This window comes from Chryseobacterium piscicola, assembly GCF_900156685.1.
GTDB classification, from domain to species: domain Bacteria; phylum Bacteroidota; class Bacteroidia; order Flavobacteriales; family Weeksellaceae; genus Chryseobacterium; species Chryseobacterium piscicola.
In genome coordinates, this window is record NZ_FTOJ01000003.1 from 1 (window position 1) to 25300 (window position 25300).

Here is a 25300-nt window from a genome sequence, read left to right on the forward strand (position 1 = left end):
CGCCATTTGTATAGCAAAGTCACTTTAATACCGAGTTCTCTGGCTAATTCTGATATATTATTTCTCTCTCTGCTCAATTGAACTGCTTGGGTTTTAAAAGCAGGATCATAGATTTTTCGTTCTTGTTTCATATCTTAAAATTAAGGTTTTATGCTTAACTTTAACTGGACGTTAAATTAGTATATCCAAAAAACGAATTTTACGAATTGGAAAGCAGGATTTGAGATGAAGTCGGGATGGACAAAATTTGTTAATTACGAATTTGGATATGATTGGATATTTAATAAAATTAGTTCTGAAGTAAATTCAAATAATTATATGGACCAAAAGGGATTTGCTAATCTGTATTTTACAGTTAATACCCAATTTAGAATAGAATCTTATCTTGAATACTATAAATTTGGAAATACCAATCAAAAAACCACACAGTTTTGGGATATAAAAATTAATTATATTTCAAAAAAATATGATTTTAATATTTTTGTTCAAGGAAATAATCTGCTGAATTCAAACAGTATTCAAAGATATTCAATCAATAATATAAGTGAAAGTTTATATAATCAGAGATTGATTCCTCTGCATATTGTTTTTGGAATTAATAAGAATTTTTAAAACTCAAACTCCTCCGTCAACCTCCTATCCTCATCCAATCTCTCAACCAACTTTTCAATTCCTTCAAATTTAATTTCCTCATGAAGAAAATCTCTGAATTTCACAGTGATATTTTCATCGTAAATATCGTCATTAAAATCTAGAATATAGACTTCAACGGTTAATTTTTCACCGTTCACGGTTGGGTTGGTTCCCACACTCAGCATTCCTTTGTATTGATGGTTTTTTATGAAAACTTCTACAATGTACGCTCCTTTTTTAGGTAAAAGTTTAATAGATTCTGGTTCAATATTGGCTGTAGGATAACCGATCGTTCTTCCCAATTTTTTACCATGAGCCACCGTACCTGAAACAGAGTAGGAATAGCCCAGCATTTCATTAGCATCAAGAATATTCCCGTTTAGTAAAGCTGTCCGAACTTTGGTAGAGCTGATGTTATTTTCATGAATGTTAATGGCTTCCATTTGTTCGACCTCAAAATCGAGTTCTTTTGAAAGCTTTTGCAATAATTCAAAATTTCCACTCTTATTTTTACCAAAAACGTGGTCATAGCCAACGATGAGGTATTTTACATTGAGCTTTTCAACCAAAATTTGTCTTACAAACTCTTCTCCGGTAAGATTTCTGAATTCGTCGTCAAATTCTTTTAGAAAAAGATTAGCAATCCCGTATTTTTCTATCAGAACTTTTTTTTCATCTAAAGTATTGAGTAGTTTTAAGTCTTCCTGAGGATTAAAAACAAACCTTGGATGTGGCCAAAAGGTAAGAATTGCGGTATCAAGGTTTTTTTTAGAGCCAATTTTTGTGAGCTCATCAATTATACTTTTATGCCCCAAATGCACCCCGTCAAACATTCCTAATGACAATGCCAAAGGCTTTTGAGACAGATAATCGCTAAAATTTTTGAAAACTTTCAACCGGAAAAATTTTTGACTGCAAATATAAACATAATGTAACAATTTACCAATGGAATCGTGTAACAGTAAAATGATGTAATTTCTATAGTCATTTATTGGTAAATTGCTAAATTTTTATATTGACACATTGTTTAAAAAAAGTATGATAAAAATCTTTTTTTTAGCAATTGTGTGTTTATGAAGAATCATTATATTTGCACCAAGAAAAAATTTAGCAATGGCAAACCAAATAGTAGGTAAAATTTCTCAAATCATTGGTCCGGTAATCGACGTTGTATTTTCAAACGTAGAATCAGTACCAAGCATTTACGATGCATTAGAAATTATAAAAGTAAACGGTGAAAAAGTAGTATTAGAAGTTGAGCAGCACATTGGTGAAGATACAGTGAGATGTATTGCAATGGATGCTACAGACGGTCTTCAAAGAGGGCAAGAAGTTATAGGATATGGTAATCCTATCATGATGCCTATTGGTGATGCAGTAAACGGAAGACTATTCAACGTTGTTGGGGATGCTATCGACGGGCTTCAAAATATTTCTAAAGAAGGTGGTCTTCCAATTCACAGACCAGCTCCGAAATTTGATCAACTTTCAACTTCTGCAGAAGTTTTATTTACAGGTATTAAAGTAATCGACTTAGTAGAGCCTTACGCAAAAGGAGGTAAAATTGGGTTGTTCGGTGGTGCTGGTGTAGGTAAAACAGTATTGATTCAGGAGTTGATTAACAATATTGCAAAAGGACACGGTGGTCTTTCTGTTTTTGCCGGTGTAGGTGAAAGAACGAGAGAAGGAAATGACCTTTTGAGAGAGATGCTTGAATCTGGTATTATTAAATACGGTGATGACTTCATGCACTCTATGGAAAACGGTGGTTGGGATCTTTCTAAAGTTGACCTTGAGGTGATGAAAGAATCTAAAGCTGCTTTCGTTTTCGGACAAATGAATGAGCCACCAGGAGCAAGAGCTAGAGTAGCACTTTCTGGTCTTACATTAGCTGAGTATTACAGAGACGGTGGAGAAACTGGGCAAGGTAGAGACGTATTGTTCTTCGTAGACAATATCTTCCGTTTTACACAAGCTGGTTCTGAGGTATCTGCACTTTTGGGTCGTATGCCATCAGCGGTAGGTTACCAACCGACATTGGCATCTGAAATGGGTGCGATGCAGGAAAGAATTACTTCAACTAAAAATGGTTCAATTACTTCAGTACAAGCGGTTTATGTACCAGCGGATGATTTAACGGATCCGGCTCCTGCTACAACGTTTGCTCACTTAGATGCAACAACTGTACTAGATCGAAAGATTGCTTCATTAGGTATTTACCCTGCAGTAGATCCATTGGCGTCAACATCAAGAATCTTGGCTCCGGAAATCATCGGTGAAGAACATTATAACTGTGCTCAGAGAGTAAAAGAAATTCTTCAGAGATACAAAGCTCTTCAGGATATCATCGCAATTCTTGGTATGGAAGAACTTTCAGAAGAAGATAAATCTGTAGTTTACAGAGCTAGAAAAGTTCAGAGATTCTTGTCTCAGCCTTTCCACGTTGCAGAACAGTTTACAGGTCTTAAAGGATCTTTAGTAGACATCAAAGATACAATCAAAGGATTTACTATGATTATGGATGGTGAGCTAGATCATTTACCAGAAGCTGCTTTCAACTTGAAAGGAACTATCGAAGAGGCAATTGAAGCAGGAGAAAAAATGTTAGCTGATAACGCTTAAGAAATTTTAAATGTTAAATTTTAGATTTTAGATTCTAAAATATCATTTAAAATTTAAAATCTATAATCTATAATTCATAAAAGATGAATATAAAAATTTTAACACCTGAACACGTAGTCTTTGAAGGAGAAGTAAATTCAGTTTTGCTTCCTGGAAAAAATGGTGAATTTCATATTATGAAAAATCACGCAGGAATCGTTTCTTCACTTGTTGGTGGTAAAGTGAAACTTTTTACACAATCTGTGGATGAAGCTTTTGCCAAAAACCTTACCAAAGAAAATGATAAAGATTCAATTTTTTCTTTCCCCATCAAAAGCGGTGTTGTAGAGTTTAATCATAACAAAGGAATCATTCTTTGCGAATAATTAATTTGAAAAGCTAAATATATTTTCAAGGAAAGTGTAACTTTGTTACACTTTTTTTTTATTCAACCCAATCATATTATGTTTTCATGAGAATATTTTTTCTAATCTTATTTTCGGTCTGCAGCAGTTTTTTTAATGCTCAGATTATTAAAACTAAAAGAGGAATTGTAAGTATTGACGGAATTCATGTAGCAAAAATTTCAGAAAAATCTGGAGTGTACACTTTTATGGATTTGAAAGAAACTCCCATGTACACCATAGAATTTGTTGATAAAAGTATAACAGATTCTGTACGAGATAGCTATATAAAAATCAAACGTATTTACAATCAAGAAAAAACACTTGAAATGGATTATGTTTCTCCTTCAGCGTTTTCGGGTGAAGAAAAATCTGCGGTTTTTACTTGTATTAAAGAATTAAAAGTTATCGACAACAGAGGAATAAATATAAGAAATCTTGATGCTATATTTACAAATTCCCCAAAACGAAAATTTGATAATCGAACAAAAGAAGCATACACTATAAAATCTAAAGTAGACAGATTAAACATTACTGTAAATAATGTTGGCGAAATATTAAGTAACGGAAAACCAGTTGGTTATTTTACTAATTTGCCAGTGAGTTTCGGATCTGAGGATACGGTTTCAGATAAAACATTTATTGATATTGAAATTTATGACGCAAAAAGTAAATACATCGGTAGATACATTACCACAACAAAGCAAATTAAAAGTGCAGCTGGTAAAACTTTTACTTTGTATAGAGAAATGTCGGGTAGAGCATCCATTTTAAAGTTCCCCACTTATAAAGCTATTGCCGAAAGAATGGCTATAATGGATCCAAATTTTATTAAAATACAAGAAAAAGTAAGTGTAGGAGAAGTGGTGAGAGATGGAATTGAAAAAGATAAAACATAAATTATCAAAATTAAAAACTAAATTTTAATGCACTTTGGCCAGTTTTCTAAATCAATACGAAATGGTTTCAGATTAAACACAAAATATTCTGAAAACTTATTTTCAGAATATTTTTTATACATTTTACTCTCGTTTATTTTGTCATTGTATATCTTAAATACTAGATTTTCTTTCTATAAAATATCCCTATAATTTTAAAATCCTTAATTATAAGCTCAAGATCACCCCATTTTCTTTCAACTGTTGCAGTGGTTTTGAGAACCAAAACATTTCAAAATTTTCGAAGCGATTTTCAAATTGATTTTTAAGATGTTGAAGCGTAATCTTTTGAGATTGTTCTGTAGAATTTTCCTGCATTGCTTCCATCAGCCATTCTGCGTGACCAGGCTCCAAATCAACACTTACAATATTTGTTTTTAGATGTATTGTAATTTTGATATACGGATATTCGTTTTGTTTTTTCTTTTTTAAACGATTCTCAGCGATTACATTTTTTGATAAAAATATAATTTTTGAATTGGGTTTAAATTTAAAATCCTCTTCCTCCAACAAGCAATCATGAATATAATTGGGATGAATTGTTGTTTTCGGAATTTTAAAATCAAACCAATCCTGAAGTGGAATTTCAAAATTGATATTATGCATATAATTGAAAAGAGATTTCTTCAGACCAAAACTGAATTTACCATGATCAATTCCTGTTTTGTCTGTAAAATCTATATCATTATTGGCAAAGAAGATTTCTTTTTTGTTTGGTGTGACTTCAAACACCTCAGGATTTAGGCCTACCGGAGAATGTGCAGTCATTGCAAACTGATGCCAAAAAGCACTTTGAAGAATTCCCATTTCGAAAAGTTGGCGAACCATTTCCAAAGAATCAATTGTTTCTTGAATAGTTTGTGTAGGGTAACCATACATCAGATAAGCATGAATCATTATTCCAGCTTCGGTAAAATTTCTTGTCACTTTGGCTACTTGCTCTACAGAAATTCCTTTGTCTATTAATTTTAATAATCTATCACTTGCCACTTCAAGACCGCCGGAGACGGCAACACAGCCGGAAAGTTTCAGTAAAAAACATAAATCCCGAGTGAAACTTTTTTCGAAACGAATATTTGTCCACCAAGTTACGACAAGGTTTCTTCTTAAAATTTCCAGAGCAACTTCTCGCATTAATGCTGGAGGAGCAGCTTCGTCCACAAAATGAAATCCTGTTTCTCCAGTTTGTGCAATCAATTCTTCCATTCTGTCGACCAGAATTTTCGCGGAAATGGGTTCGTATATTTTTATGTAATCTAACGAAATATCACAGAAAGTACATTTTCCCCAATAGCAACCATGGGCCATCGTAAGCTTATTCCATCTGCCATCGCTCCATAAACTATGCATCGGATTGGCAATTTCAATCACTGAAATATATTGATCTAATTGTAAATCAGTATAATCTGGGGTTCCAATATCTGCTTGTTTATAATCGTGTCTTTTAGAATTGTTTTTATAGACAACTTCTTGGTTTTCAAGTAAAAAAGTTCTTTTAAATTCTAAATTTTCAGAATTTTTCAAATTTTCGCAAAGCAATTCCAGAGGTAATTCACCATCATCCAAAGTAATGAAATCAAAAAATTCAAAAACCCTTTTGTCTTTTAGTTCCCGCAGTTCGGTATTCGGAAAACCGCCGCCCATCGCAGTTTTTATATGAGGATATTTTTCTTTAATCCATTTTGCACAACGAAAGGCTGAATATAGATTTCCCGGAAACGGCACCGAAAAACAGACCATTTTTGGCTGAACAAATTTTAATTTTTCATCTAAAACTTCTAAACTTATTTCGTCAATAAATGTTTGATCTGATCCTATTTTAAGATACAATTCATCAAAAGTATTGGCACTTTTTCCTAATCTTTCGGCATATCTGCTGAAGCCAAAATCAGAATCTACTGCTTCAACTATATAATCAGATAAATCTTCTAAGTATAATGTAGACAGGTGTTTAGCTTTGTCTTGTAATCCCATATTACCAAACGCAAATTCTATGTCATCTAACTGATTGAATCTGGATGCTTCCGGTAAAAAATTCATTGAGCAGATTTGTCTTGCCAAAGTAGGATTTTTGCCTTGTAAAAAAGAAATGACTTGATTAATGGTTTTTATATATTCATTTTGTAAAGAATAAATTCTTTGAGAATTTTCTGTAATAGATTGAATTTCAATTTTTTGATTAAAAATTTTTGACAAGCCTTTTTTTGAAAATAATTCCAAAATGACCTCAATCCCCAAATCTATCTGGTAGCTCGAAATGTTTTTAGTATTCAAAAAACCTTTGATATAAGCTGTAGCAGGATAAGGAGTATTGAGTTGCGTAAAAGGCGGAGTAATAAGAAGAAGATCTTTCAAGAAAAAAATTTTTACAAATTTACGTTTTAAAATGAAAACAACATATTTCATTTATACAGAATAAATTTTAAATAAAAATTTTTAAATTCACACTATGAAACTTTCTCTTACGATTTTACCAGCCGTTTTTTTTGCATTTTCCTTGAATGTAAAAGCACAAAATATTGAAAATGAAATTGTTTTGAAACCGTTCTTCGAAAAATTGAATAAAAATGAAGTGAATCATATTCTTTTTATTGGAGATTCTCACATTCAGGCAGATCATCTAACAGGTTATCTTCGCAAGAAATTTCAAAATAAATACGGAAATGCTGGCCGTGGGCTCGTTTTTCCTTATCAGATTGCCAATACCAATGGTGCTGAAGATTTTGTTTCGGTAAGTAATCAACCTTGGGAAACATTCAGACTTGTACATGAACAAAAGATTTTCCCTCAAATTGGGGCTTCGGGTTTTGTGATTGGAAATAAAGAAAATTCTTTTCTAGAAATTGCTTTTAAAAATCCAGATGATAGCTTTGATAAAGTTGTGATTTACAATGACTCTAAAATGAGTGGAGGAGATTTTTATTTGTATACTGAAAAGCAATCTTTGAAAGATTTTATTCAGAAAAAAACAGAAAAACTGAATCATACAGCTATTGCCGAGCAGACTTTTCATGAAATTGTGTCTAAATATAATACAACTACCACAAAACTACGTGCGCTGAATGGTGATAAAATTTTAAACCCAAAAGAAGGTTTTGTTTATAAAATTGAAAGAAATTTTTTAATTTATAATCCTGATTTTGAACAAAATATTGATCAAATAGGCGTTTTTAAATTTTCAAACTCTAAAAAAGAGGTTGATTTTAAAATTCCTCAAAATATATTTTTATTGAAAACAAATAACCCAAACGGAAATATATTTTATGGTTTTCAGTTTCTAAAAAATGTAAATAAAGGTGTTGTTTTCAATACTGTTGGAGTAAATGGTGCAACGTACAACGATTTTCTAAAATTTCCACTTCAGCTTGAGCAACTTTCAAAAATGAAGTCTGATGTTCTTATCATTGCATTAGGTACAAATGAAGCTTTTGGGAAAGTAGAAAAAGAAGAATTTCAAAAAAATGTTGCTGATATGATTTCAAAATTTAGAAATGAAAATCCTGCTTTACCGATTTTACTAATTAGTCCGCCGGATAATTCGCCAAAGGAAAATCGTACTATTGAAGTAATTGGTTGGATTGAAGAAAGTGCGATACAAAATAACACTGCTTTTTTTAATCTCTTTGAAGCAAGTGGTGGAAAAGGTTCTTTCAAAAAAGCACAATCGCAAAAAGAGGCGAGTGGCGACGGTGTTCACTATCTAAAACCAGGTTATGAAAAACAAGCTGAAGTGATTTGGAAAGCATTACAAAAAACTGCAGAAAATTAATCTGCAGTTTTTTTATTTTTTAAAACTGGAGGTAAATTGGTAAAACCTGTTCTGCAGATTTAAAATAACCGTATAGAATTAGGAAGCCGAAAAATACAATGATGTAAACTCCAAGTGGAACAGTTTTTATTTTAACAACTGCTTTCTCCGCCCAGTCATCAGGTATAAAATGAATAATCATTGCAAAAACAATCATCCAAATTACTTTTTTATAGTTATCATAGAACGGTAAAAATACTTCTGCATCAAAATTATAAATGATTTGATTAATCATCGTGATGGCAGCATCATAGTTTTCTGCCCGGAAAAATATCCAACCGAAACATACAAAGTGAAAGGTGAAAATTCCCATTATAACTCTATAAACTATTGAATTATTAAAACTTGCAAAAGTTTTACCTGTGAGTAACATCCAAATTTTGTGAATTCCCAAACCTACGCCGTGAATGGCTCCCCAAATAATAAAATTCCAACTTGCACCGTGCCAAAAACCACCTAAAAGCATTGTTGTTAAAAGATTAAAGTTTGCTGCAATGCCTTTTGAGTTTTTGGTAATAATTGCCGGAAGCAAGAAAATTAAAAGTAAAACTACAGAAACTAATGAAGCATAGATGTAATTTAATTTAAATAAATTGACTGACATTAAAAAAGCTCCTACAAGAAATAATGTTACAAAAATAAACGATCCTACCGAGAATTTTTTGTTCCCACCAAGCGGAATATAAAGATAATCTTTCAGCCAAGATGATAGAGAAATATGCCATCTTCTCCAGAATTCTGTGATGTTTTTGCTCTGGTAAGGCGAGAAAAAATTCGCAGGAATTTTGAAACCAAGCCAAAGTGCAATTCCTATTGCAATATCGCTATAACCACTGAAATCACAATAAATGACCATCGCATAACCGTATACTGCAAATAAATTTTCTAGTCCTGTGTGAAGTGAGGGAGTATCAAAGATATAATTAACTAGGTTGAGTGTGATATAATCTGAAATGACCAGTTTTTTTATTAAACCCGAAACAATTAAATAAAATCCCATAGAAAAATCTCTTTCAGAAATAATATATGGCTTATTGATTTGCGGAACAAAATCGTGCGCTCTTACAATCGGTCCCATCATTAATTTTGGAAAAAACGAAAGGAAAAGTAGATAGTCTGTAAACTTTTTTGCAGGTTTAAAATCTCCGCGATAAACATCGATAGTGTAACTCAAGTTTTCAAACGTAAAAAATGAAATTCCAATGGGAAGAATAATGTGTAGTGGATTAAATTCTGTAGTGAAAATTTCATTAGATACCGTAATGAAAAAATTGGTGTATTTGTAATAAAATAAAATTGCAAGGTTAATTATAATGCTTAGAATCAAGAGAGAAATTTTCCCAGATTTTTCTTTTGATCTGTAAATAAGATTAGATAAAGCAAAATTTATCATTGCTGAAACTATCACCAAACCAACAAACCAGCCACTCGCTTTGTAAAAAAAATACAAGGAAAAGAAGGTAAAAACATATCTTCTCGCAGTATGATGATTTTTCAGCAAGAAAAAAAGCAAAATAAAAAGTGTGAAAAAATACACAAAAAACCCATTATTGAAGAGTAAAGGATTTTTCGGATCGTATAGAAACTGGTTTAGAAAAGCATTCCAGTCAAATGAAGAAAAAAAGTTTTCTAACTGTTTCATTTTGCTGATGGGGTAGTTGGTTTGTATTTTTTGTAATCTTTCATGAGTGCCTGATAAATTTTTTGTGCCAAAACATCTGTGCCACGGGCATTAGGATGTATGTAATCTTTATTTGCTAATGGTGGATTTTGTGATGCCCAGCTTACGATAGAATTTTTGCCTCCCATCGTTTCAAAAAGGTTGAAAAATGCTAAATTATGATTGAATGCTAGTTTCGCCTGAGATTCTAACACGTTTGGCAGTCCTATTGCTGTTTCGTAAGTTCCGTTGTACATAAAAGCTCTGTCTGCACTGCTTACCAACATAATATCGGTTTTCGGAAAAGCTTTATTGAATTTTTCCAAAACAGGATTCATATTTTGCGTGTAGAAAGAAAAATCTGTAGTATCTGGTTTCCAGAGTAGGTTTACACCATATTGCATTACGATAAGATCATAATGATTGGCATTTTGAACAGCTCTTAAAAAGTCTTCATCAATTTTTTTAAATTCTATTCCGGTGATGCCTCTGAAAGAAAAATTGTCTAGAATAATTCCGTTTTCAGATTCAAAACTTATCCCATATAAAGGGAGATTAGCAGAATTGCTTTTAATATTTATCGTGGCTGTGTTGTCTGAAGAAAGCAGTTGAGAATTTACCGCAAGATTTCCTGGGAGTGAGACAATTGTTCCATTTGAATTAATACTTGCTCCATCAGCATTTCCGTATAGTACATATTTTTTTAATGAAGGAATTGTTGCCACAGATTTGTCGGTAAATTTTGTATTTCCCAAACCACTAAAGCTGAAACCAGAAACATACATGTTTTTTGCTCCTTTATCCATAAAATTAACGGTTTTCCACCCAGTACCGTCAATAGAAGCTGTTGTTCTGAAACTTCCCACGTTTGTTTGGATAGGAAGAAAACCAACTCCATATCCACCGAATTCTTTTTGAAGAAGTTGGCGTAAAGTCTGTGTCAGTAAATCTCCTTCAATCATACTATCTCCAAAATACGCAATTCTGAGTTTTCCTTTTCCTGTTGATTTTATCTGCTGCAATTTTTCAGAGAAATAGGGAAGTGCATTTATATTTTCATCTTTATAAAAACGGGTGATAAGATCTGGTTTTCTATACAGCTCAAAATCTGTTGCTAAATTTTGATTATTGGTATTAGCTTTGCGAAGTTCATTAAGATTTTTATCTTCTTTTTTCTCTTTTTTAAAAACATCAGATATTAGATTTACTTTGTGAAAAGGTTTCCAAGAGAAACCCGAAGCAAAGCTAAGCACCGATAGGATAAAGTATATACCGAAACAAATGGTAATCAGAGATACCACCCGCCAATTCTTATTTTCAAACATAAAATTTCAGGGAAAATTTAGAGTGCTAATTTAATCAGTTTATATATTCCATACAAGATGAAATAAAAAAAAGCTTCAAATATTTTTGAAGCTTTTTTTGTCTTTTTTTTCTTTCCTCTCTTCTGGGATTTTAGTCCTTGAGTTGATATTTTTGGATGATACTGTTTATTCTTTTCATCCATTCACTAGGCTGTGTAGAGTAGCCGGCGCTTGCCATGGCTTTTACCCATTTTCCAAAGTCTTCTGTACCTTTTAGAGCGCTGTAGTAGTTTTTCTTTACCACTAGTTTGCAGAATGCTTCATAGCTTTCTTCTTTAGATTCAAATTGTTTGTATTTTGAACCGATGTTGTTTTTTCCTACAATCCCGAAATGATTATTTAAACTTTTAGAATTTCTGCTTGTTCCGCCTCCTGTTTCTACAAAAGCAATGGCTAATATAACAGAACTTGGTATGCCGTACTTAGTTGATAATTTTTCTGCCAGAGTTTTGTTTGTTTGTATGTAGCTTTGTTTCTGTGCATTTACTTGTAAAGAAACTAAGCTAAAAACTAAACTCAAAATTACAATTCTTAAGTACTTTAGATTGTGTTCCATAATTGTATGTTTTGAAATCATGGTTGCAAATTTACCCCTATCTAAACTAAGTGCCTAATTTTTAACAGAATATAACGCACAAACAGCCTCTGAGAGCGTTTTATTGTTAAAAATTGTTAAAAATTTTGTTTTGTTAATTGTTTAAAATATTTAATTTTTATTTGCTTATTTGTTTTTAAAATGATAAAAATTAAACTAATTATTGCGGAATAGATATTTTTTTTAATCGATATTCGTTTTTTTTATTGTTTTTGGGTGTTTTAAAGTTTTGAATTTTTAGTTTCAAATTTTTTGCTTTTTTTTAAAAAAAAATTAAATTTAGTATAGATGTTTTTAGAAAAGGTATTGATTTTAAATAAATTATGCTTCTTTATCTCAATTTTTATTTACAAAAAAAACAGCTGGAAAAATTCCAACTGTTTTATATATTCAATGAAGATTAATATTACATTTGTTTGTACTCAATATTCATTTGTTTTTCCATTTCTGCATATACACCAGAATTTAATTTTTCTTTGATGCCATCGAAAGCAGCTAAAGTTTCGTTAATTTCAGAATCTGTATGGGAGGCTGTAGGGATTAATCTCAACAATATCATTCCTTTTGGAATTACAGGATATACTACAACCGAAGTAAATACGCCATAATTTTCTCTTAAATCTTTTGCCAAAAGTGTTGCTTCAATTGTTGTTCCTTTTATGAAAACAGGCGTCACACAAGTATCTGTGTTACCAAGGTTGAAGCCTCTTTCTTTTAATCCGTTTTGAAGCTTATTTACGTTTTCCCATAATTTATCTTTGATTTCTGGGCGTGTTCTCAGTAATTCTAATCTCTTTAAACCACCAATTACCATTGGCATTGTCAAAGATTTAGCAAAGATTTGAGAACGAAGATTGTATTTCAGGAACTGAATAATTTTTTGGTCTCCGGAAAGAAATGCTCCGAAACCAGCCATAGATTTTGCGAAAGTTGAGAAATAAACATCAATCTGATCTTGGCAACCTTGCTCTTCTCCAGCTCCGGCTCCCGTTTTACCCAAAGTTCCGAAACCATGTGCATCATCAACTAAAAGTCTGAAATTGAATTTAGACTTCAAATCACAAATTTCTTTAAGTTTCCCCTGCATTCCTCGCATTCCGAAAACACCTTCTGTGATTACTAAAATTCCGCCACCGTTTTCTTCAGCTACTTTAGTTGCTCTTGCCAGGTTTTTCTCTAAACTCTCAATATCATTATGTCTGAAAGTGAAACTTTTTCCCATGTGAAGACGAACTCCATCAACGATACAAGCATGAGAATCTGCATCATAAACGATAACGTCATGTCTTGTCACCAAGGCATCAATACAAGAAACCATTCCTTGATAACCGAAATTTAAAAGATAGGAAGCTTCTTTTTGAGTGAATTCTGCCAATTCTTTTTCCAACTGCTGGTGCTGTTGTGTTTCTCCAGACATTGCTCTAGCCCCCATTGGGTAAAACATTCCGAATTCTGCGGCAGCTTTTGCATCTGCTTCCAACACTTCAGGATGGTTGCACAATCCCAAATAGTCGTTGGCACTCCAGAAAATTACTTCTTTACCTTGAAATTTCATTCTTGGGCCAATAGGTCCTTCCAATTTTGGGAAAACAAAATATCCTTCTGCGTAATCTGCAAACTGGCCCAATGGTCCTGGATTTTGTTTTATTCTTTCAAATATATCTACCATTTTTAATAAAGGGTTTAATTGTAAATTTTAACAAACAAATTTAGTTAAATTATATAGAACGAAAAAAGCCTTTCGTTTTTTTTCAAAAGGCTTTTATTTTATTTTTTATTTTATGATTTCTGTTTTGAAAACTTGTTCATAATTATGAAAGCAATTGTTGATGAATCCTTGTTCTTCCATCCATTTATCACTGTACACTTTTGTGATGTATCTAGAACCATGGTCTGGATAAATCAAAACAACAAGATCATTTTCTGTAAGTTGATGAGCATTGGCATACTGAATTAATCCTTGAGTAACCGCTCCTGTGGTGTAACCTCCCATAATGGCTTCTTTCAAGGCGATTTCTCTAGTTCTGTAGGCAGACATTTCGTCGTTTACCCTTACAAACTCATCAATTTTATCAAATAAAAGTGCAGAAGGAATTAAATTTTTTCCCATGCCTTCAATCTGATAAGGGTGTACCTCTTCTTTATGAATTTCTCCTGTCTCGTGGAAGCTTTTAAGAATAGAGCCGTCAGCATCTACACCAATAATTTTGATGTCAGGATTTTTTTCCTTTAAATACTTTGCAGACCCCGATAATGTTCCTCCAGTTCCTGTGCATGCAAAAAGATGCGTAATTTTACCTTGTGTCTGTTCCCAGATTTCAGGCCCTGTACTTTGATAATGCGCATCAATATTCAACTCATTGAAATACTGATTGATGTATACAGAATTTGGAGTTTCTGCTGCAATTCTTTTTGCGACTTCATAGTATGATCTTGGATCATTTGCCGGTACATTAGCCGGGCATATATAAACCTGTGCTCCCAGAGATTTCAGGTAAGCAATTTTCTCGGGTTTGGTCTTATCACTTACTGCAAGAATGCATTTGTATCCTTTTATAATACACACCATAGCAATTGAAAATCCGGTATTTCCGGAAGTGGTTTCTACCACTACAGATTCACTGTTCAAAAAACCTTTTTTCTCTGCGTTTTCTATTATATGAAGTGCAATTCTATCTTTGGTTGAATGTCCAGGATTATATGATTCTAACTTGGCATATACGGTTGCTGCGATATCTTTTGTAACAGTATTAAGCTTCACCATAGGAGTATTTCCTATAAGGCCAAGAATATTATCGTAAACATTACTCATTATTTGTTAAATTTTTCAATAAAAATCTGAGTGCAAAAATACAAAAAAAAAAATAATTTTTTGAAATTTGTTTTACTATCCATTAAATGTATTGTTAAAATGATGAATAGGCAGTTCAAATATTATTGTTTTGATCTAAAAATAGATGCTGTTTTCTTTTAAAGTGTGTTAAAATCAATATAAAATGATCTAAATATCTTATTTTCGCAAGATTGATTTTAAATTATGAAAAACTGGACTTTCAGGCAATGGAATACCGTTCTCGGATGGGTAATTTTCGCCATTGCATTTATTACTTATCTCTCTACCATAGAACCCAATTTCAGCTTTTGGGACTGTGGAGAGTATATTTCTTCTGCTGTAAAACTTGAAGTAACCCATGCTCCCGGTGCCGCACTCTTTCAGATTGTAGGTGCAGTTGCAGGAATTTTTGCTTTAGGCAATGGAGAAAATTATTCTCTCGTGATTAATGCAATGTCAGCTCTTTTTAGTGCTTTTACTATTCTTTTCCTTTTTTGGACCATTACTCATTTTGTAAGAAGACTGCTTAATAAAGATTTTGATGAAGTTACAAGACATCAAGAAATTGCAATTCTTTTTGCTGGAGTCATTGGCTCTTTGTGCTTTACATTTTCAGATACATTCTGGTTTTCTGCGGTAGAAGGAGAAGTGTATTCTATGGCTTCAATGTTTATTGCGTTATTGGTTTGGCTGATTACCAAGTGGGAAAACGAATACCTTGCAGCAGATTCTGATCGTTGGATTGTTTTAATATTTTTTATTGTTGGTCTTTCTGTAGGTGTTCACATGATGTGTATGCTGGCAATTCCTGCTGTATGCCTTGTTTATTATACTAGAAATTACGAGTTTACTTGGAAAAATTTTTTAATTGCAAATGTTGTTACGTTATTAATTTTAGCCATTGTATTTAAATTTATCTTTCCTTTAATCATGACAATGTTTGGAAGATTAGAGATATTTATGGTTAATGGATTAAGTCTTCCTTTCCACTCTGGTACGATAGCAGGATTTATTGTGATGGTGGCAATTTCTTATTTTATCATTAAATATGCTCGAAAAGCTAAGAAGAAGATTTATCAAACAGCTGCACTTTCTGCGGTATTTATGATTATCGGATTTTCTTGCTGGATGGTAATTCCTATCCGAGCGAATGCGAACCCACCAATGAACCTGAACGATCCGGATACAGCAATTGGAATGCTTGATTATTACAACAGAGAACAATATGGTGACTGGCCTACTATTTACGGACAAAACTATACTGCTTTCTTGGATGCCAACGGTATTGAAAAAAATGAGGACGGCAGTTTTAAAACCAATAAAACAGGCGACATTTACGAGAAGGACGAAAAAACAAATTCATACAGAAAAACAGGTGAAAGATTTAATTATGTATTTAATAAAGATCACGTAAGTCTAATGCCGAGAATGTTTAATGAAGACAAAGCGGTAATGGCTAATTATATGTCAATGTATGGTGCACCGAAATTCGAATTTAATTTTGATAATCCAGATATTGCAGATAGCCCTGAAGCTCAGCAAATCTTCAGCGAACTACAAGCTAAATTTGATGAAAAAGACATTTCAGTTTCGGATTATTTAAAAGTAAGACCTTATAATTTGATTAAAGTTCAGAGACCATCTTTTGCTGATAACATGCATTATTTCATTACCTTCCAAAATGGTTATTATTTTGTAAGATACCTTTTTTGGAACTTTGTAGGTAGACAAAATGATCTAGAAGGAAGCCAAGAAATAACACGAGGAAACTGGATTTCCGGAATTCCTGTCATTGATAATTATCTGTACGGAGATCAGAATTCGATGCCGGCAAAATTCAGAAATGAAAGTACAGTAACTTTCTTTTTCCTTCCACTTTTATTAGGGTTTTTGGGATGTTATTTCCAACTCAACAGAGATTTCGGAAGATTTTATGCCTTATTGTCATTATTTATTTTAACGAGTATCGGGATTGTATTCTACACCGGAATGAAACCTTACGAACCTCGAGAAAGAGATTATGCAACAGTAGGTTCCTTTTATGCTTTTGCTATTTGGATAGGTCTTGGTGCCGCCGCAATTTTATGGTATTTGCAATCTAAAGTAAAGTCTAATATTGCCAACATCGGTTTCGGTATTGTTTTGCTTGGGGTTCCGTTGATGATGGGTTTCCAAAATTACAATACTCATGATAGAAGCAATAGATATACTGCATACGATTATTCTCATTCTGTTTTAAAATCTTTACCGAAAAACGATATTTTATTTGTTTATGGAGATAATGATACCTATCCGGTTTGGGCGATGCAAGAAACTGAAAGATTCAGAGATGATGTGAAAGTAGTTAACTTCACACTTCTTTCCACACCTTGGAATATAGATCAAGTAAAAAGAAGAACGTACAATGCAATGCCTATTCCTAGTGAATTGACGCATGAAGATTACAGAGACGGTGTAAATGATCAAGTTTATATTATGAAGCCTGGCGATTGGAAAAATGTTTTTGATAACCTTCAGGCAAAAGGTACCGCAGAAAGTGTGGTAAGAGCTTTCCAAAATTATTTGGTTAAAGATTCAATGACAATTAAAGAAGCCGTAGATTTCATCAAAATACAGTCTCCTGAAAAAGACGAGGTTCTAAAAGAAATATTTGGTGGAGATAAATATGAAAAATACAATTTCCTACCTGTTAATAAATTTGTAATTCCTGTAAATAAAGCCAATGCAGTGAAGTCTGGAACTATTACGGCTGCTGATTTACCTAATGTTGTAGATCATATTACCGTAGATTATCAGGCAAATACTTTATACAAGAGTAATTTGATGATGTTTGATATACTTGCCAATTTCGATTGGAAAAGACCAATAAATTTCTCATCTGGCGGTGTTTATGAAAGCGAAAATATTTTCTTTCTTGATGAATATCTTCAGTTTGACGGTTTCAGCTATAGACTGGTTCCTATCCACACACCAAGAAGTACTGATGGTGAACTAGGGAGAGTAGATGGTAATTCGCTTTACAATATTGTGAAAAATTTCAAATGGGGTAATTTCAAAAATTTAAATGTTCATTTTGATGAAACTGCAACTTCAAATATCATTAGCTACAGAGGTTCTGCAAGTAGAGCAGCGGCTGCTTTGGCATTAAAAGGAGATAAGAAAAGAGCAACTGAAATTTTAGATTTAGCCTCAAAAGAAATTCCGGCAAGCAAATACAATGATCCTAGATCTCTAAGTTCTATGGCGTACGGTTACATCATGGCGGGACAAGAGAAAAAAGGCTTAGAGATTGCTGAAGTTCTAAAAAAAGGAATTTTTGAAGAATATGATTTCTATTTGAAACTAAAGCCAGAAGACCAAAGAAATATCGGCAGACAAATGAAATCAAAACCTGCTGAATATTCCTTAGTTGTAACTGCTGTTACCGATGCTTACAGAAAATTGGGGCAGAAGCAGAAAGCCTACGATTACCTTGTAAAATCTATTGCACCTATTGACAAGAAATTCAATATATTCATCAATAATCTTCAATCGATGAGCAAAGAGAAAGCAAAAGAAGAGGTAGAAAAAAATGCCCAAAAAGTAACATCTTATTATTCTTACCTTATTGATGTGATAGAGCCTATAGATTCTAATTACGCAAGGAAAAAGGAAGAGGAAATAAACAAAGCACTATTTAAGATGGCTAGATAAGCAATCTATTGAAAAGCGGAACTTCGGTTCCGCTTTTTTTGTCTTGAAAATCACAGAGAATAGGTTTATATTTGCAGAAACAAATCTATGATGACCAAATCTGGAAACAAAAAACTTCCCATTTATGCATTTTTTATTGCTCTCATTGTAAAAATATTTTTCCTCCTCACGCATCACATTCAGGAAGATGCTTTCATCACTTGGAGAGTTGCCCAAAATCTTTTAGACTATGGCGTGATAGGATTCAATGGAGAAACCAAGATTTCTGCGTCTACCACACATCTTTACGTTTTCGTATCTTATATTTTTAATTTTATTTTTGGCAAAGAAAATTTTATAGAGCCTTTATTAATTTTCAATTCTGTACTTTTTACTATAGGAACTGTTTTTTTGTCTCATCTTTTATTTAAAAATAATAAACATAAAGCGATTTTTATTGTTCTTTTCGGGTTATTGCCTCCTTCCATAAAAATTTCAATTCTAGGAATGGAGTATGGAATCCTCTTTTTCCTGGAAATGGCTTTGCTATATTATGGTTTTAAAAAAGAGAAAAAATGGGCTTTGCTTATAATTCCCGCCTTTATCATGTTCACTAGAATTGATACTGTCATTTTTCTTGGAATTACATTTTTAGTAGATTTAGTATGGACAAAAAAAATACGCTGGAATTATATTTTTGGTGGAATTTTCGCACTTATCGTTTCGCTTTCATTCAATTGGTTTTATTTCGGCGAGGTGGTAAATAATACAATTGTTGCTAAAAAATTAAGATACGACGGACAATTTAATCTAAAACAAAACTGGGAGTATTTTAATTTGAATTATGGCAATTTCTGGGGAATGATAAAGCTTCCTGCGGATTTTAATCCGTTTACGATTCTTATTGCTATTTTTGAGTTGCTCTGTTTTATCTATTTAATAAGACAAAAACAAAAGAGAAATTATTTCTTATGGATTATTTTTCTATTTGGCTGGACAAAGCAAATCATTTTTCTTTCTCAAAAAAGTCTTTTTGATTGGTATTATTGGGTTCCGCAGATACTTTTATTTGTTCCGGTTCTTATTTTTGTTTTGGAAATTAAAGAAAAAAGAAAACTTTGGCTCAGTTTGTTTGTCGTATTCTATATCATTCCAATGCTGGTATTTCAGGCAGTACATTCTATTGCCACAGGAAATGGTGAATGGAATTACCGCAGGAATATAGGTATTTATTTAAATATTTACGAAAAAGATAAAAAACAATGGATCTTCCTAGAGCCTGCAGGATATGTTCCTTATTTTTCAGGCTTAAAAACAATTGATGAAGTAGGATTGGTAGATAAAAATATTCAGAATGAAATTGTTAAAAACAAAGAAAATTATTGGATAAACACCGTTAAAAATAGAAAACCCAAATATCTTCTTTCTTACAAAAACCTTTTCGAAGATAAAAACCAGCAATTCTATCATCAAAATTATAAATTAATTAAAGAATTCAGAATAAAAGATCATCTTAAAAGTGATAACAAAATTCTTGAGAAAATTTATCGATTAAAACCGTCGGGAACTGATTACAATTTGTATGAAAAGATTGATAAATAAGTTTAGATATTTTTTTCTGAAATTTGATGAGAACTTTTTAAAAATAATTTAAAAAGTATGCAGTAAATCTTTTGTTAATCAGGTTTTTATTGCTAAATTTACTTTCTTTAAATTTATTTTGCATAATGACCCAGACAGGCGAATCAGATTCAGAAATAAAAAAAGTTGGATTTTACTTAAAGCCTCTTACAGAGGTAATTGAAATCAACAAAAACTCCAGATTATTTACAAATCATCAGTATTTTGCCATCATTATTTCTGCCGATGAATTTACCCTAAAAACGGATGTGGGAGAAGCTGTTGTAAAACCCAAATCTGTAGTCTACGTGGGGCCAGGTAAAACATTTCATCTTCTGGGTGATGTTACAGAAAAATCTTTGTGTATTGTTTTTAGATCATGTTTTTACGAAAAAACACCTCAAGATAGTTTCTTTATTAATTCAAAATTGTTTTTCAATCACAAAGCCAATTTTTTTATCGTCCCTATTTGTGAAAACTGTTTCATGGAAAAACCTGCTTTAGCAAAAAGAGTAGAAGACTTTAAAATGAGATCTGAAGGTCTTTATGTTTCTGCAGCACACAATTTTATAGAGTCTCTTCTTTTGCATGCGTTTCTGTCTGTAGAACAAGATATAACTATAGATGATGAAAAATTTGAATTTGTATCTCTTGTCAATCGTTTCAGAGTACTATTGCAGAGAGATTTCAAAGAGCATAAGAAAGTTTCTTATTACGCAGACGAACTCAGGATTCCTGCAAGAAAGCTTACCGAAATGACAGAGTACGTTTCTGGTAAAAAAGCAAAACAAATTATCATAGAAAAAATCATCAAAGAGTCTGAAAATGCTTTAAAGTTTTCATCGCAAACTATTTCAGAAATTTCTTACAATCTTGGTTTTAACGATGAAGGAAACTTTACCAATTTTCTAAAAAAACATACCGGGAGAATACCGAGTGAAATGCGTGAGGTAACCTATAATTAATTATTTTAGCAAGCGTTTTTCTACCCTATTTTATTTAAATTATGCAAATCAATTGGAAAGAACTTTGGATGGGAACCGAAAGCTGGGATTTTCTGTTTCAGGTCATCTTTCGTACTGCCGTAATGTTTTTTACCATAATTATTGGTATAAGAATTTTGGGCAAACGAGGGGTGAAGCAACTTTCTATTTTCGAATTGGTTGTTATTATTGGTTTAGGCTCTGCAGCAGGAGATCCCATGTTTTATCGTGAGGTGGGTCTTTTGTCTTCTATTATTGTTTTTTCTGTCATTATATTTTTTTATTCATTAATAATATATCTTATAGGAAAATCAAAAAAAATTGAAATTCTTCTGGAGGGAAAACCCGTTTTGCTTATTCAAGATGGAATTTTTTCTATTGAAAATTTTAAAAAAGAAAATCTTGGAAGTGATGAATTTTTTGCTGAACTACGTTTGAAAAGTGTTTCTCATCTTGGCCAAATAGAATCTGCAATCGAGGAAACTTCTGGGGAAATTAGTATTTTTTATTATGAAGATAAAGATGTGAAATATGGTCTTCCTGTTATTTTAAATTCTTTAGATAAAGCAACGCCATTTTTTAATGAAAATTGTCATTACTCCTGCACATTTTGTGGGTTTACCGAATTTAAAAATCAGCATTCAGAAAATTCTTGTAAAAATTGTAGCAGACATTATTGGGTAAAATCTAGCAATGTACAAAGAATTTCATAAAAAAATCTGCAAAAAAAATTGCAGATTTAGATGTATTTCTGATCGTATTTACTTTATGAAATTGCTCGAGTTTCTTTTTTTAGTCCAGAGAAAATAGATTTCCCAAGAAGACTAGAAAAAATATTTTGTACTTCGTGTATGTACTTGCATTTTACAGAGTTACCATATATTTTAAGACCTTCTACAATCTTTTTAGTATTTAAATCAAAATCGTATTTCATGAAATGTTCGGGTCTTTCATAACGTATTCTTTGTTCAGAACTGTATGTTTTTGAGAATCCTAACTTCTGTAGCCAATCTTCATCTATTAATATAGGCTTTATGGCTTCTGCAGAAACCGTAAACATTTCAGTATCATTCTCTATTTTTACTTGATATTGATTTTCCGTAGGTTGCAAAATTTCTTTTACAGTATAAATATGATTTTCATATTCTACCAGATTTTTAATTTTTAGATCAGTAATATTCATAATAATTCTAGTATTAATGGTGTATGTAAAAGATCTTACAAATTATATGCCCCAAATACTAATTGTGTGGTATCAATTGAAAATTTAATGACCTTTTAATTTCATTTAAAATTTTTACAAGTCTTTCACTGCTTTTTTATAAACTTCCAAAGCTCTTAGTCTAGCAAACTTGTGCTCAACTATTGGAGGATTGTTTTCGTTTTTCGGCAGCCATTTATTGATGTACTTGTATTCTTTATCAAATTTTTTCTGTTGCTCTTCTGGATTGAAGATTCTGAAGTAAGGTGCGGCATCACAACCGCAACCTGCCGCCCATTGCCAGTTTCCGTTGTTAGAGGATAAGTCGTAGTCTAACAATTTTTCTGCAAAATAAGCTTCACCCCATCGCCAATCTATCAAAAGGTGTTTTGTAAGAAAACTTGCTACTACCATTCTTACCCTGTTGTGCATGAAACCTGTTTCGTTAAGTTCTCGTATTCCTGCGTCCACAAGAGGATATCCTGTTTTTCCTTCGCACCAAATTTTAAAATCTTTTTCGTTATTTCTCCATTCAATATTCTCATATTTTTCCTTAAAACTACGGTTTACAACTTTTGGATAATGATAAAGGATTTGCGTGAAAAACTCTCTCCAAATCAACTCATTGAGCCAGGTTTCATTATATTCTGAGGCAAATTGCACACATTTTCTTACAGAAATAGTTCCGAAACGAAGGGCTACGCCAAGACGTGTTGTTGCATCTAATGCTGGGAAATCTCTGGTTTTATTGTAGTTTTCTATTAATTCTTTTGAAAGTTCTGGATTTTTAAATTCTATTTCCGTTTTTTCAAATCCTATTTCTTTTAAACTTAAAACCTGATAAGTGTTATTTTTATATAAATTGGAATAGTTATTTTTTTCGTCTTTAATTTTTTCTAATTTAAAAGCTTCTTTCCATTTTTTAGAGTAGGGCGTATAAACGGTGTAAGGTAAACCATCATTTTTTACAATTTCATCATTTTCAAATATAACTTGGTCTTTGAAATTAAAAACTTCTATATTGTTTTTTTCTAAAAAATTTTTTATTTCATCATCTCGTTTTATTGTATTTGGCTCATAATCTCTGTTATAAAAAACAGCTTCCACATCAAATTCTTCAATTATTTGTTTGAATGCATCAATTGGTTTTTCGAAGTAGGTTTTTAATGAGCTTCCATGTTTTTTCAAATCATCATCAATTGATTCTAATGCTTGATGAAAATAATCTACTCTTTTGTCTTTTTTATCAGTGAGTTTAGAGAGAATTTCTTTATCAAAAATAAAAATAGAAAGTACGTTTTCTTTTTGTTTTAAAGCTTGGGTAAGCGCAGTATTATCATCTAAACGAAGATCTCGCCTAAACCAAAATATATTTATTTTGCTCATATTTTTTAAATTTTAAAAAGAAGAAAAGATTCCATAAAATCATTTCAAAACCGTAAAAAAAATCTTCAACAGGAATGGTTAGAATTCTGAAACCCATAAATTCATCCGGATTGTAATTCACAACAGGAGAGGGAAGCCCAGTTCCTGTTAGCAATCCATTAACCAATAAAAATCCGGGGCTGAGTAAAATATAAATTACTAAAGCTTTTCCTAGCCAATCGGCTTTCAGAATACTTTTTAGAACTATAATACTCAATGCACACGTTGTAAATGCGGTAAATGTATACAATTGTTGATTGTAATAAACTGCAAATCCTGTGAATATTAAAACAAGACTGTATAAGAGATAATTTTCAAACTTTTTAATCCATTGAAAATCGAAAAACTTATCAAGGCAAAAATAAGTAAAAACACAAGAAAACGGGATGCATATAAAGAATAGAATTTCTTCAATTGGAAGGTTGTAAACAAGCATACCAATGGTATATTGATGATCAAACCACCAAACTTTTTCTGCAGTGAAAATCATGTCCCAAACTATGAAAAATAATGCCACAAAAAGTGATGCTGCAATAAATGATCTGAAATACCTGTTGAATTTAATCTTAGGATGAAATGAAAAAGCAAAACAGATGATTACTGTAAATAAATTGATTAGCAAATAGGTAAACTGCATCATAAATTTTTATCTTTTTTAAAATACATTTTAAAATATTTTATAGGAACCCAAAGAAATCCGAAACATTCTCCATATTCTTTTCCGGTATGTTTGTGATGTTGTTTGTGTGCTCTTCTGATAGAAAGGAGATAAGGATTTTGTGTATTTCGTAAAATCTTGAAACGCTGATGAATAAAGATATCATGAACAAAAAAGTAGGCCATTCCGTAAATTGAAATTCCCAATGCAATGTAAAAATATTCGTTGAAACCATTGATGGTTCCAAAATACATCAAAACGATGGTAGGGACAGCAAAAATGAGAAAAAAATAATCGTTACATTCTATATGTCCTTCGTTAGAATGGTCATGATGGTCTCTATGCAAAAACCACATGAATCCGTGCATTACATATTTGTGAATGCACCAGGTCATGCCTTCCATGATAAAAAAAGTGGTAATAACAATCAGAAAATTCATTTTTTATTAAATTTAGATTCCAAAATAGAGTTACGATAGTTGAAAATATTTTCAAGTTTATTTTTAACTAAAATTTTGTGTGCAAGCTCTCCCAAAATCCCCAACGGAAGTTCATAATTTACAGTATCTGTCATTAAAACACCATTTTCATTTTCTACAAATTCATGATGATGGTTCCAAAGTTTGAATGGGCCTTTTTTCTGAAAATCTGTAAAGCTTTTTTCTTTTTCTACCTGCGTAATTTCTGTTTGCCATCTTAGTTTTAGACCAAATAATGGCGAAACATAATAATCTATGAGCATTCCTTTATAGATTTCTTCATCTTTAAGATCCGTTAATACAACAAATTTCATATCATTAGGAGTAATCTCAGTAAGATTTTTTGCTGACGAAAAGAACTTCCAAGCCGTTGAAAGATCACAATGTAGTTGCTGTGTGCGTTGTAGAGTATGTATCATAGTTTAA

Annotated in this window: 22 protein-coding genes; 9 read left to right on the plus strand and 13 right to left on the minus strand. The window is 32.0% G+C overall.

The features are described 5' to 3' along the window. On the minus strand, positions 1 to 131 hold a 131-nt coding region (locus tag BW939_RS06050), incomplete at its 3' end, for a transposase (RefSeq protein ID WP_143753986.1). 187 nt (positions 132 to 318) lie between these two features. Between BW939_RS06050 and BW939_RS06055 the strand changes: the two genes are divergently transcribed. Beyond that, positions 319 to 612: a hypothetical protein gene (locus BW939_RS06055; RefSeq protein WP_123891579.1), complete on the plus strand. Its 294-nt coding sequence runs from the start codon at positions 319 to 321 to the stop codon at positions 610 to 612. On the opposite strand, the gene BW939_RS06060 is transcribed toward BW939_RS06055, so the two are convergent. Next, a complete protein-coding gene (locus BW939_RS06060) occupies positions 609 to 1529 on the minus strand; it encodes a bifunctional riboflavin kinase/FAD synthetase (RefSeq protein WP_076450864.1) in 921 nt (306 codons plus the stop codon). The genes BW939_RS06055 and BW939_RS06060 overlap by 4 nt on opposite strands. 217 nt (positions 1530 to 1746) lie before the next feature. On the opposite strand from BW939_RS06060, the gene atpD reads away from it, so the two are divergent. From atpD to BW939_RS06075, 3 genes are all read left to right on the plus strand, one after another. After that, positions 1747 to 3255 carry a F0F1 ATP synthase subunit beta gene (gene atpD / locus BW939_RS06065; RefSeq protein WP_076450866.1) on the plus strand — a complete coding sequence of 503 codons (1509 nt, stop codon included), beginning with the start codon at positions 1747 to 1749 and terminating at the stop codon, positions 3253 to 3255. Between the two features lie 83 nt (positions 3256 to 3338). Then, positions 3339 to 3620, plus strand: a complete 282-nt coding sequence (locus BW939_RS06070; protein WP_076450868.1) for a FoF1 ATP synthase subunit delta/epsilon — start codon at positions 3339 to 3341, stop codon at positions 3618 to 3620. An 86-nt stretch (positions 3621 to 3706) separates the two neighbouring features. Then, positions 3707 to 4537, plus strand: coding sequence for a hypothetical protein (locus BW939_RS06075; RefSeq protein WP_076450869.1), 831 nt, complete (start codon positions 3707 to 3709; stop codon positions 4535 to 4537). Positions 4538 to 4744: 207 nt separating this feature from the next. Here the strand turns inward: BW939_RS06075 and BW939_RS06080 are convergent, their stop codons facing one another. Continuing rightward, a complete protein-coding gene (locus BW939_RS06080; RefSeq protein ID WP_076451382.1) occupies positions 4745 to 6931 on the minus strand; it encodes a B12-binding domain-containing radical SAM protein in 2187 nt (728 codons plus the stop codon). A gap of 94 nt (positions 6932 to 7025) precedes the next feature. On the opposite strand from BW939_RS06080, the gene BW939_RS06085 reads away from it, so the two are divergent. Further along, positions 7026 to 8345 carry a GDSL-type esterase/lipase family protein gene (locus BW939_RS06085; RefSeq protein ID WP_076450871.1) on the plus strand — a complete coding sequence of 440 codons (1320 nt, stop codon included), beginning with the start codon at positions 7026 to 7028 and terminating at the stop codon, positions 8343 to 8345. Between the two features lie 19 nt (positions 8346 to 8364). On the opposite strand, the gene BW939_RS06090 is transcribed toward BW939_RS06085, so the two are convergent. The 5 genes from BW939_RS06090 to BW939_RS06110 all read right to left on the minus strand — a co-directional run bounded on the left by BW939_RS06090 (position 8365) and on the right by BW939_RS06110 (position 14815). Next, on the minus strand, positions 8365 to 10026 hold the full coding sequence (locus BW939_RS06090; RefSeq protein WP_076450872.1) for an MBOAT family O-acyltransferase: 1662 nt from the start codon (positions 10024 to 10026) through the stop codon (positions 8365 to 8367). Beyond that, positions 10023 to 11369: an SGNH/GDSL hydrolase family protein gene (locus tag BW939_RS06095; protein ID WP_076450874.1), complete on the minus strand. Its 1347-nt coding sequence runs from the start codon at positions 11367 to 11369 to the stop codon at positions 10023 to 10025. The genes BW939_RS06090 and BW939_RS06095 overlap by 4 nt, the downstream gene beginning before the upstream one ends. Before the next feature lie 130 nt (positions 11370 to 11499). Beyond that, a complete protein-coding gene (locus BW939_RS06100; protein WP_076451384.1) occupies positions 11500 to 11964 on the minus strand; it encodes a glucosaminidase domain-containing protein in 465 nt (154 codons plus the stop codon). Between the two features lie 445 nt (positions 11965 to 12409). Beyond that, the gene (locus BW939_RS06105) at positions 12410 to 13672 is read right to left on the minus strand and encodes an aminotransferase class I/II-fold pyridoxal phosphate-dependent enzyme (protein WP_076450876.1); all 1263 of its coding nucleotides are present in this window, start codon (positions 13670 to 13672) and stop codon (positions 12410 to 12412) included. Between the two features lie 105 nt (positions 13673 to 13777). Beyond that, positions 13778 to 14815: a PLP-dependent cysteine synthase family protein gene (locus tag BW939_RS06110; protein WP_076450878.1), complete on the minus strand. Its 1038-nt coding sequence runs from the start codon at positions 14813 to 14815 to the stop codon at positions 13778 to 13780. 225 nt (positions 14816 to 15040) lie between these two features. On the opposite strand from BW939_RS06110, the gene BW939_RS06115 reads away from it, so the two are divergent. The 4 genes from BW939_RS06115 to BW939_RS06130 all read left to right on the plus strand — a co-directional run bounded on the left by BW939_RS06115 (position 15041) and on the right by BW939_RS06130 (position 21824). Further along, on the plus strand, positions 15041 to 18529 hold the full coding sequence (locus BW939_RS06115) for a glycosyltransferase family 117 protein (RefSeq protein WP_076450880.1): 3489 nt from the start codon (positions 15041 to 15043) through the stop codon (positions 18527 to 18529). 87 nt (positions 18530 to 18616) lie between these two features. Next, positions 18617 to 20110 carry a hypothetical protein gene (locus BW939_RS06120; RefSeq protein ID WP_228417142.1) on the plus strand — a complete coding sequence of 498 codons (1494 nt, stop codon included), beginning with the start codon at positions 18617 to 18619 and terminating at the stop codon, positions 20108 to 20110. Between the two features lie 125 nt (positions 20111 to 20235). After that, positions 20236 to 21093: a helix-turn-helix domain-containing protein gene (locus tag BW939_RS06125; protein ID WP_076450883.1), complete on the plus strand. Its 858-nt coding sequence runs from the start codon at positions 20236 to 20238 to the stop codon at positions 21091 to 21093. 41 nt (positions 21094 to 21134) lie between these two features. After that, complete coding sequence (locus tag BW939_RS06130; RefSeq protein ID WP_076450885.1) at positions 21135 to 21824, plus strand: DUF421 domain-containing protein; 690 nt, start codon at positions 21135 to 21137, stop codon at positions 21822 to 21824. Positions 21825 to 21877: 53 nt separating this feature from the next. On the opposite strand, the gene BW939_RS06135 is transcribed toward BW939_RS06130, so the two are convergent. The 5 genes from BW939_RS06135 to BW939_RS06155 all read right to left on the minus strand — a co-directional run bounded on the left by BW939_RS06135 (position 21878) and on the right by BW939_RS06155 (position 25293). Further along, positions 21878 to 22294 (minus strand): hypothetical protein, encoded by a 417-nt coding sequence (locus tag BW939_RS06135; protein ID WP_076450887.1) that lies wholly within the window; start codon positions 22292 to 22294, stop codon positions 21878 to 21880. A gap of 114 nt (positions 22295 to 22408) precedes the next feature. Beyond that, positions 22409 to 23698 carry a cryptochrome/photolyase family protein gene (locus tag BW939_RS06140; RefSeq protein WP_076450889.1) on the minus strand — a complete coding sequence of 430 codons (1290 nt, stop codon included), beginning with the start codon at positions 23696 to 23698 and terminating at the stop codon, positions 22409 to 22411. Then, entirely contained in the window at positions 23670 to 24377 is a 708-nt protein-coding gene (locus tag BW939_RS06145) for a lycopene cyclase domain-containing protein (RefSeq protein ID WP_076450891.1), read from the minus strand. Before BW939_RS06145 ends, BW939_RS06140 begins: the two co-directional genes overlap by 29 nt. Further along, a complete protein-coding gene (locus tag BW939_RS06150; protein ID WP_076450893.1) occupies positions 24374 to 24835 on the minus strand; it encodes a sterol desaturase family protein in 462 nt (153 codons plus the stop codon). The genes BW939_RS06145 and BW939_RS06150 overlap by 4 nt, the downstream gene beginning before the upstream one ends. After that, positions 24832 to 25293: an SRPBCC family protein gene (locus tag BW939_RS06155; RefSeq protein WP_076450894.1), complete on the minus strand. Its 462-nt coding sequence runs from the start codon at positions 25291 to 25293 to the stop codon at positions 24832 to 24834. The genes BW939_RS06150 and BW939_RS06155 overlap by 4 nt, the downstream gene beginning before the upstream one ends. Positions 25294 to 25300: the final 7 nt, after the last annotated feature.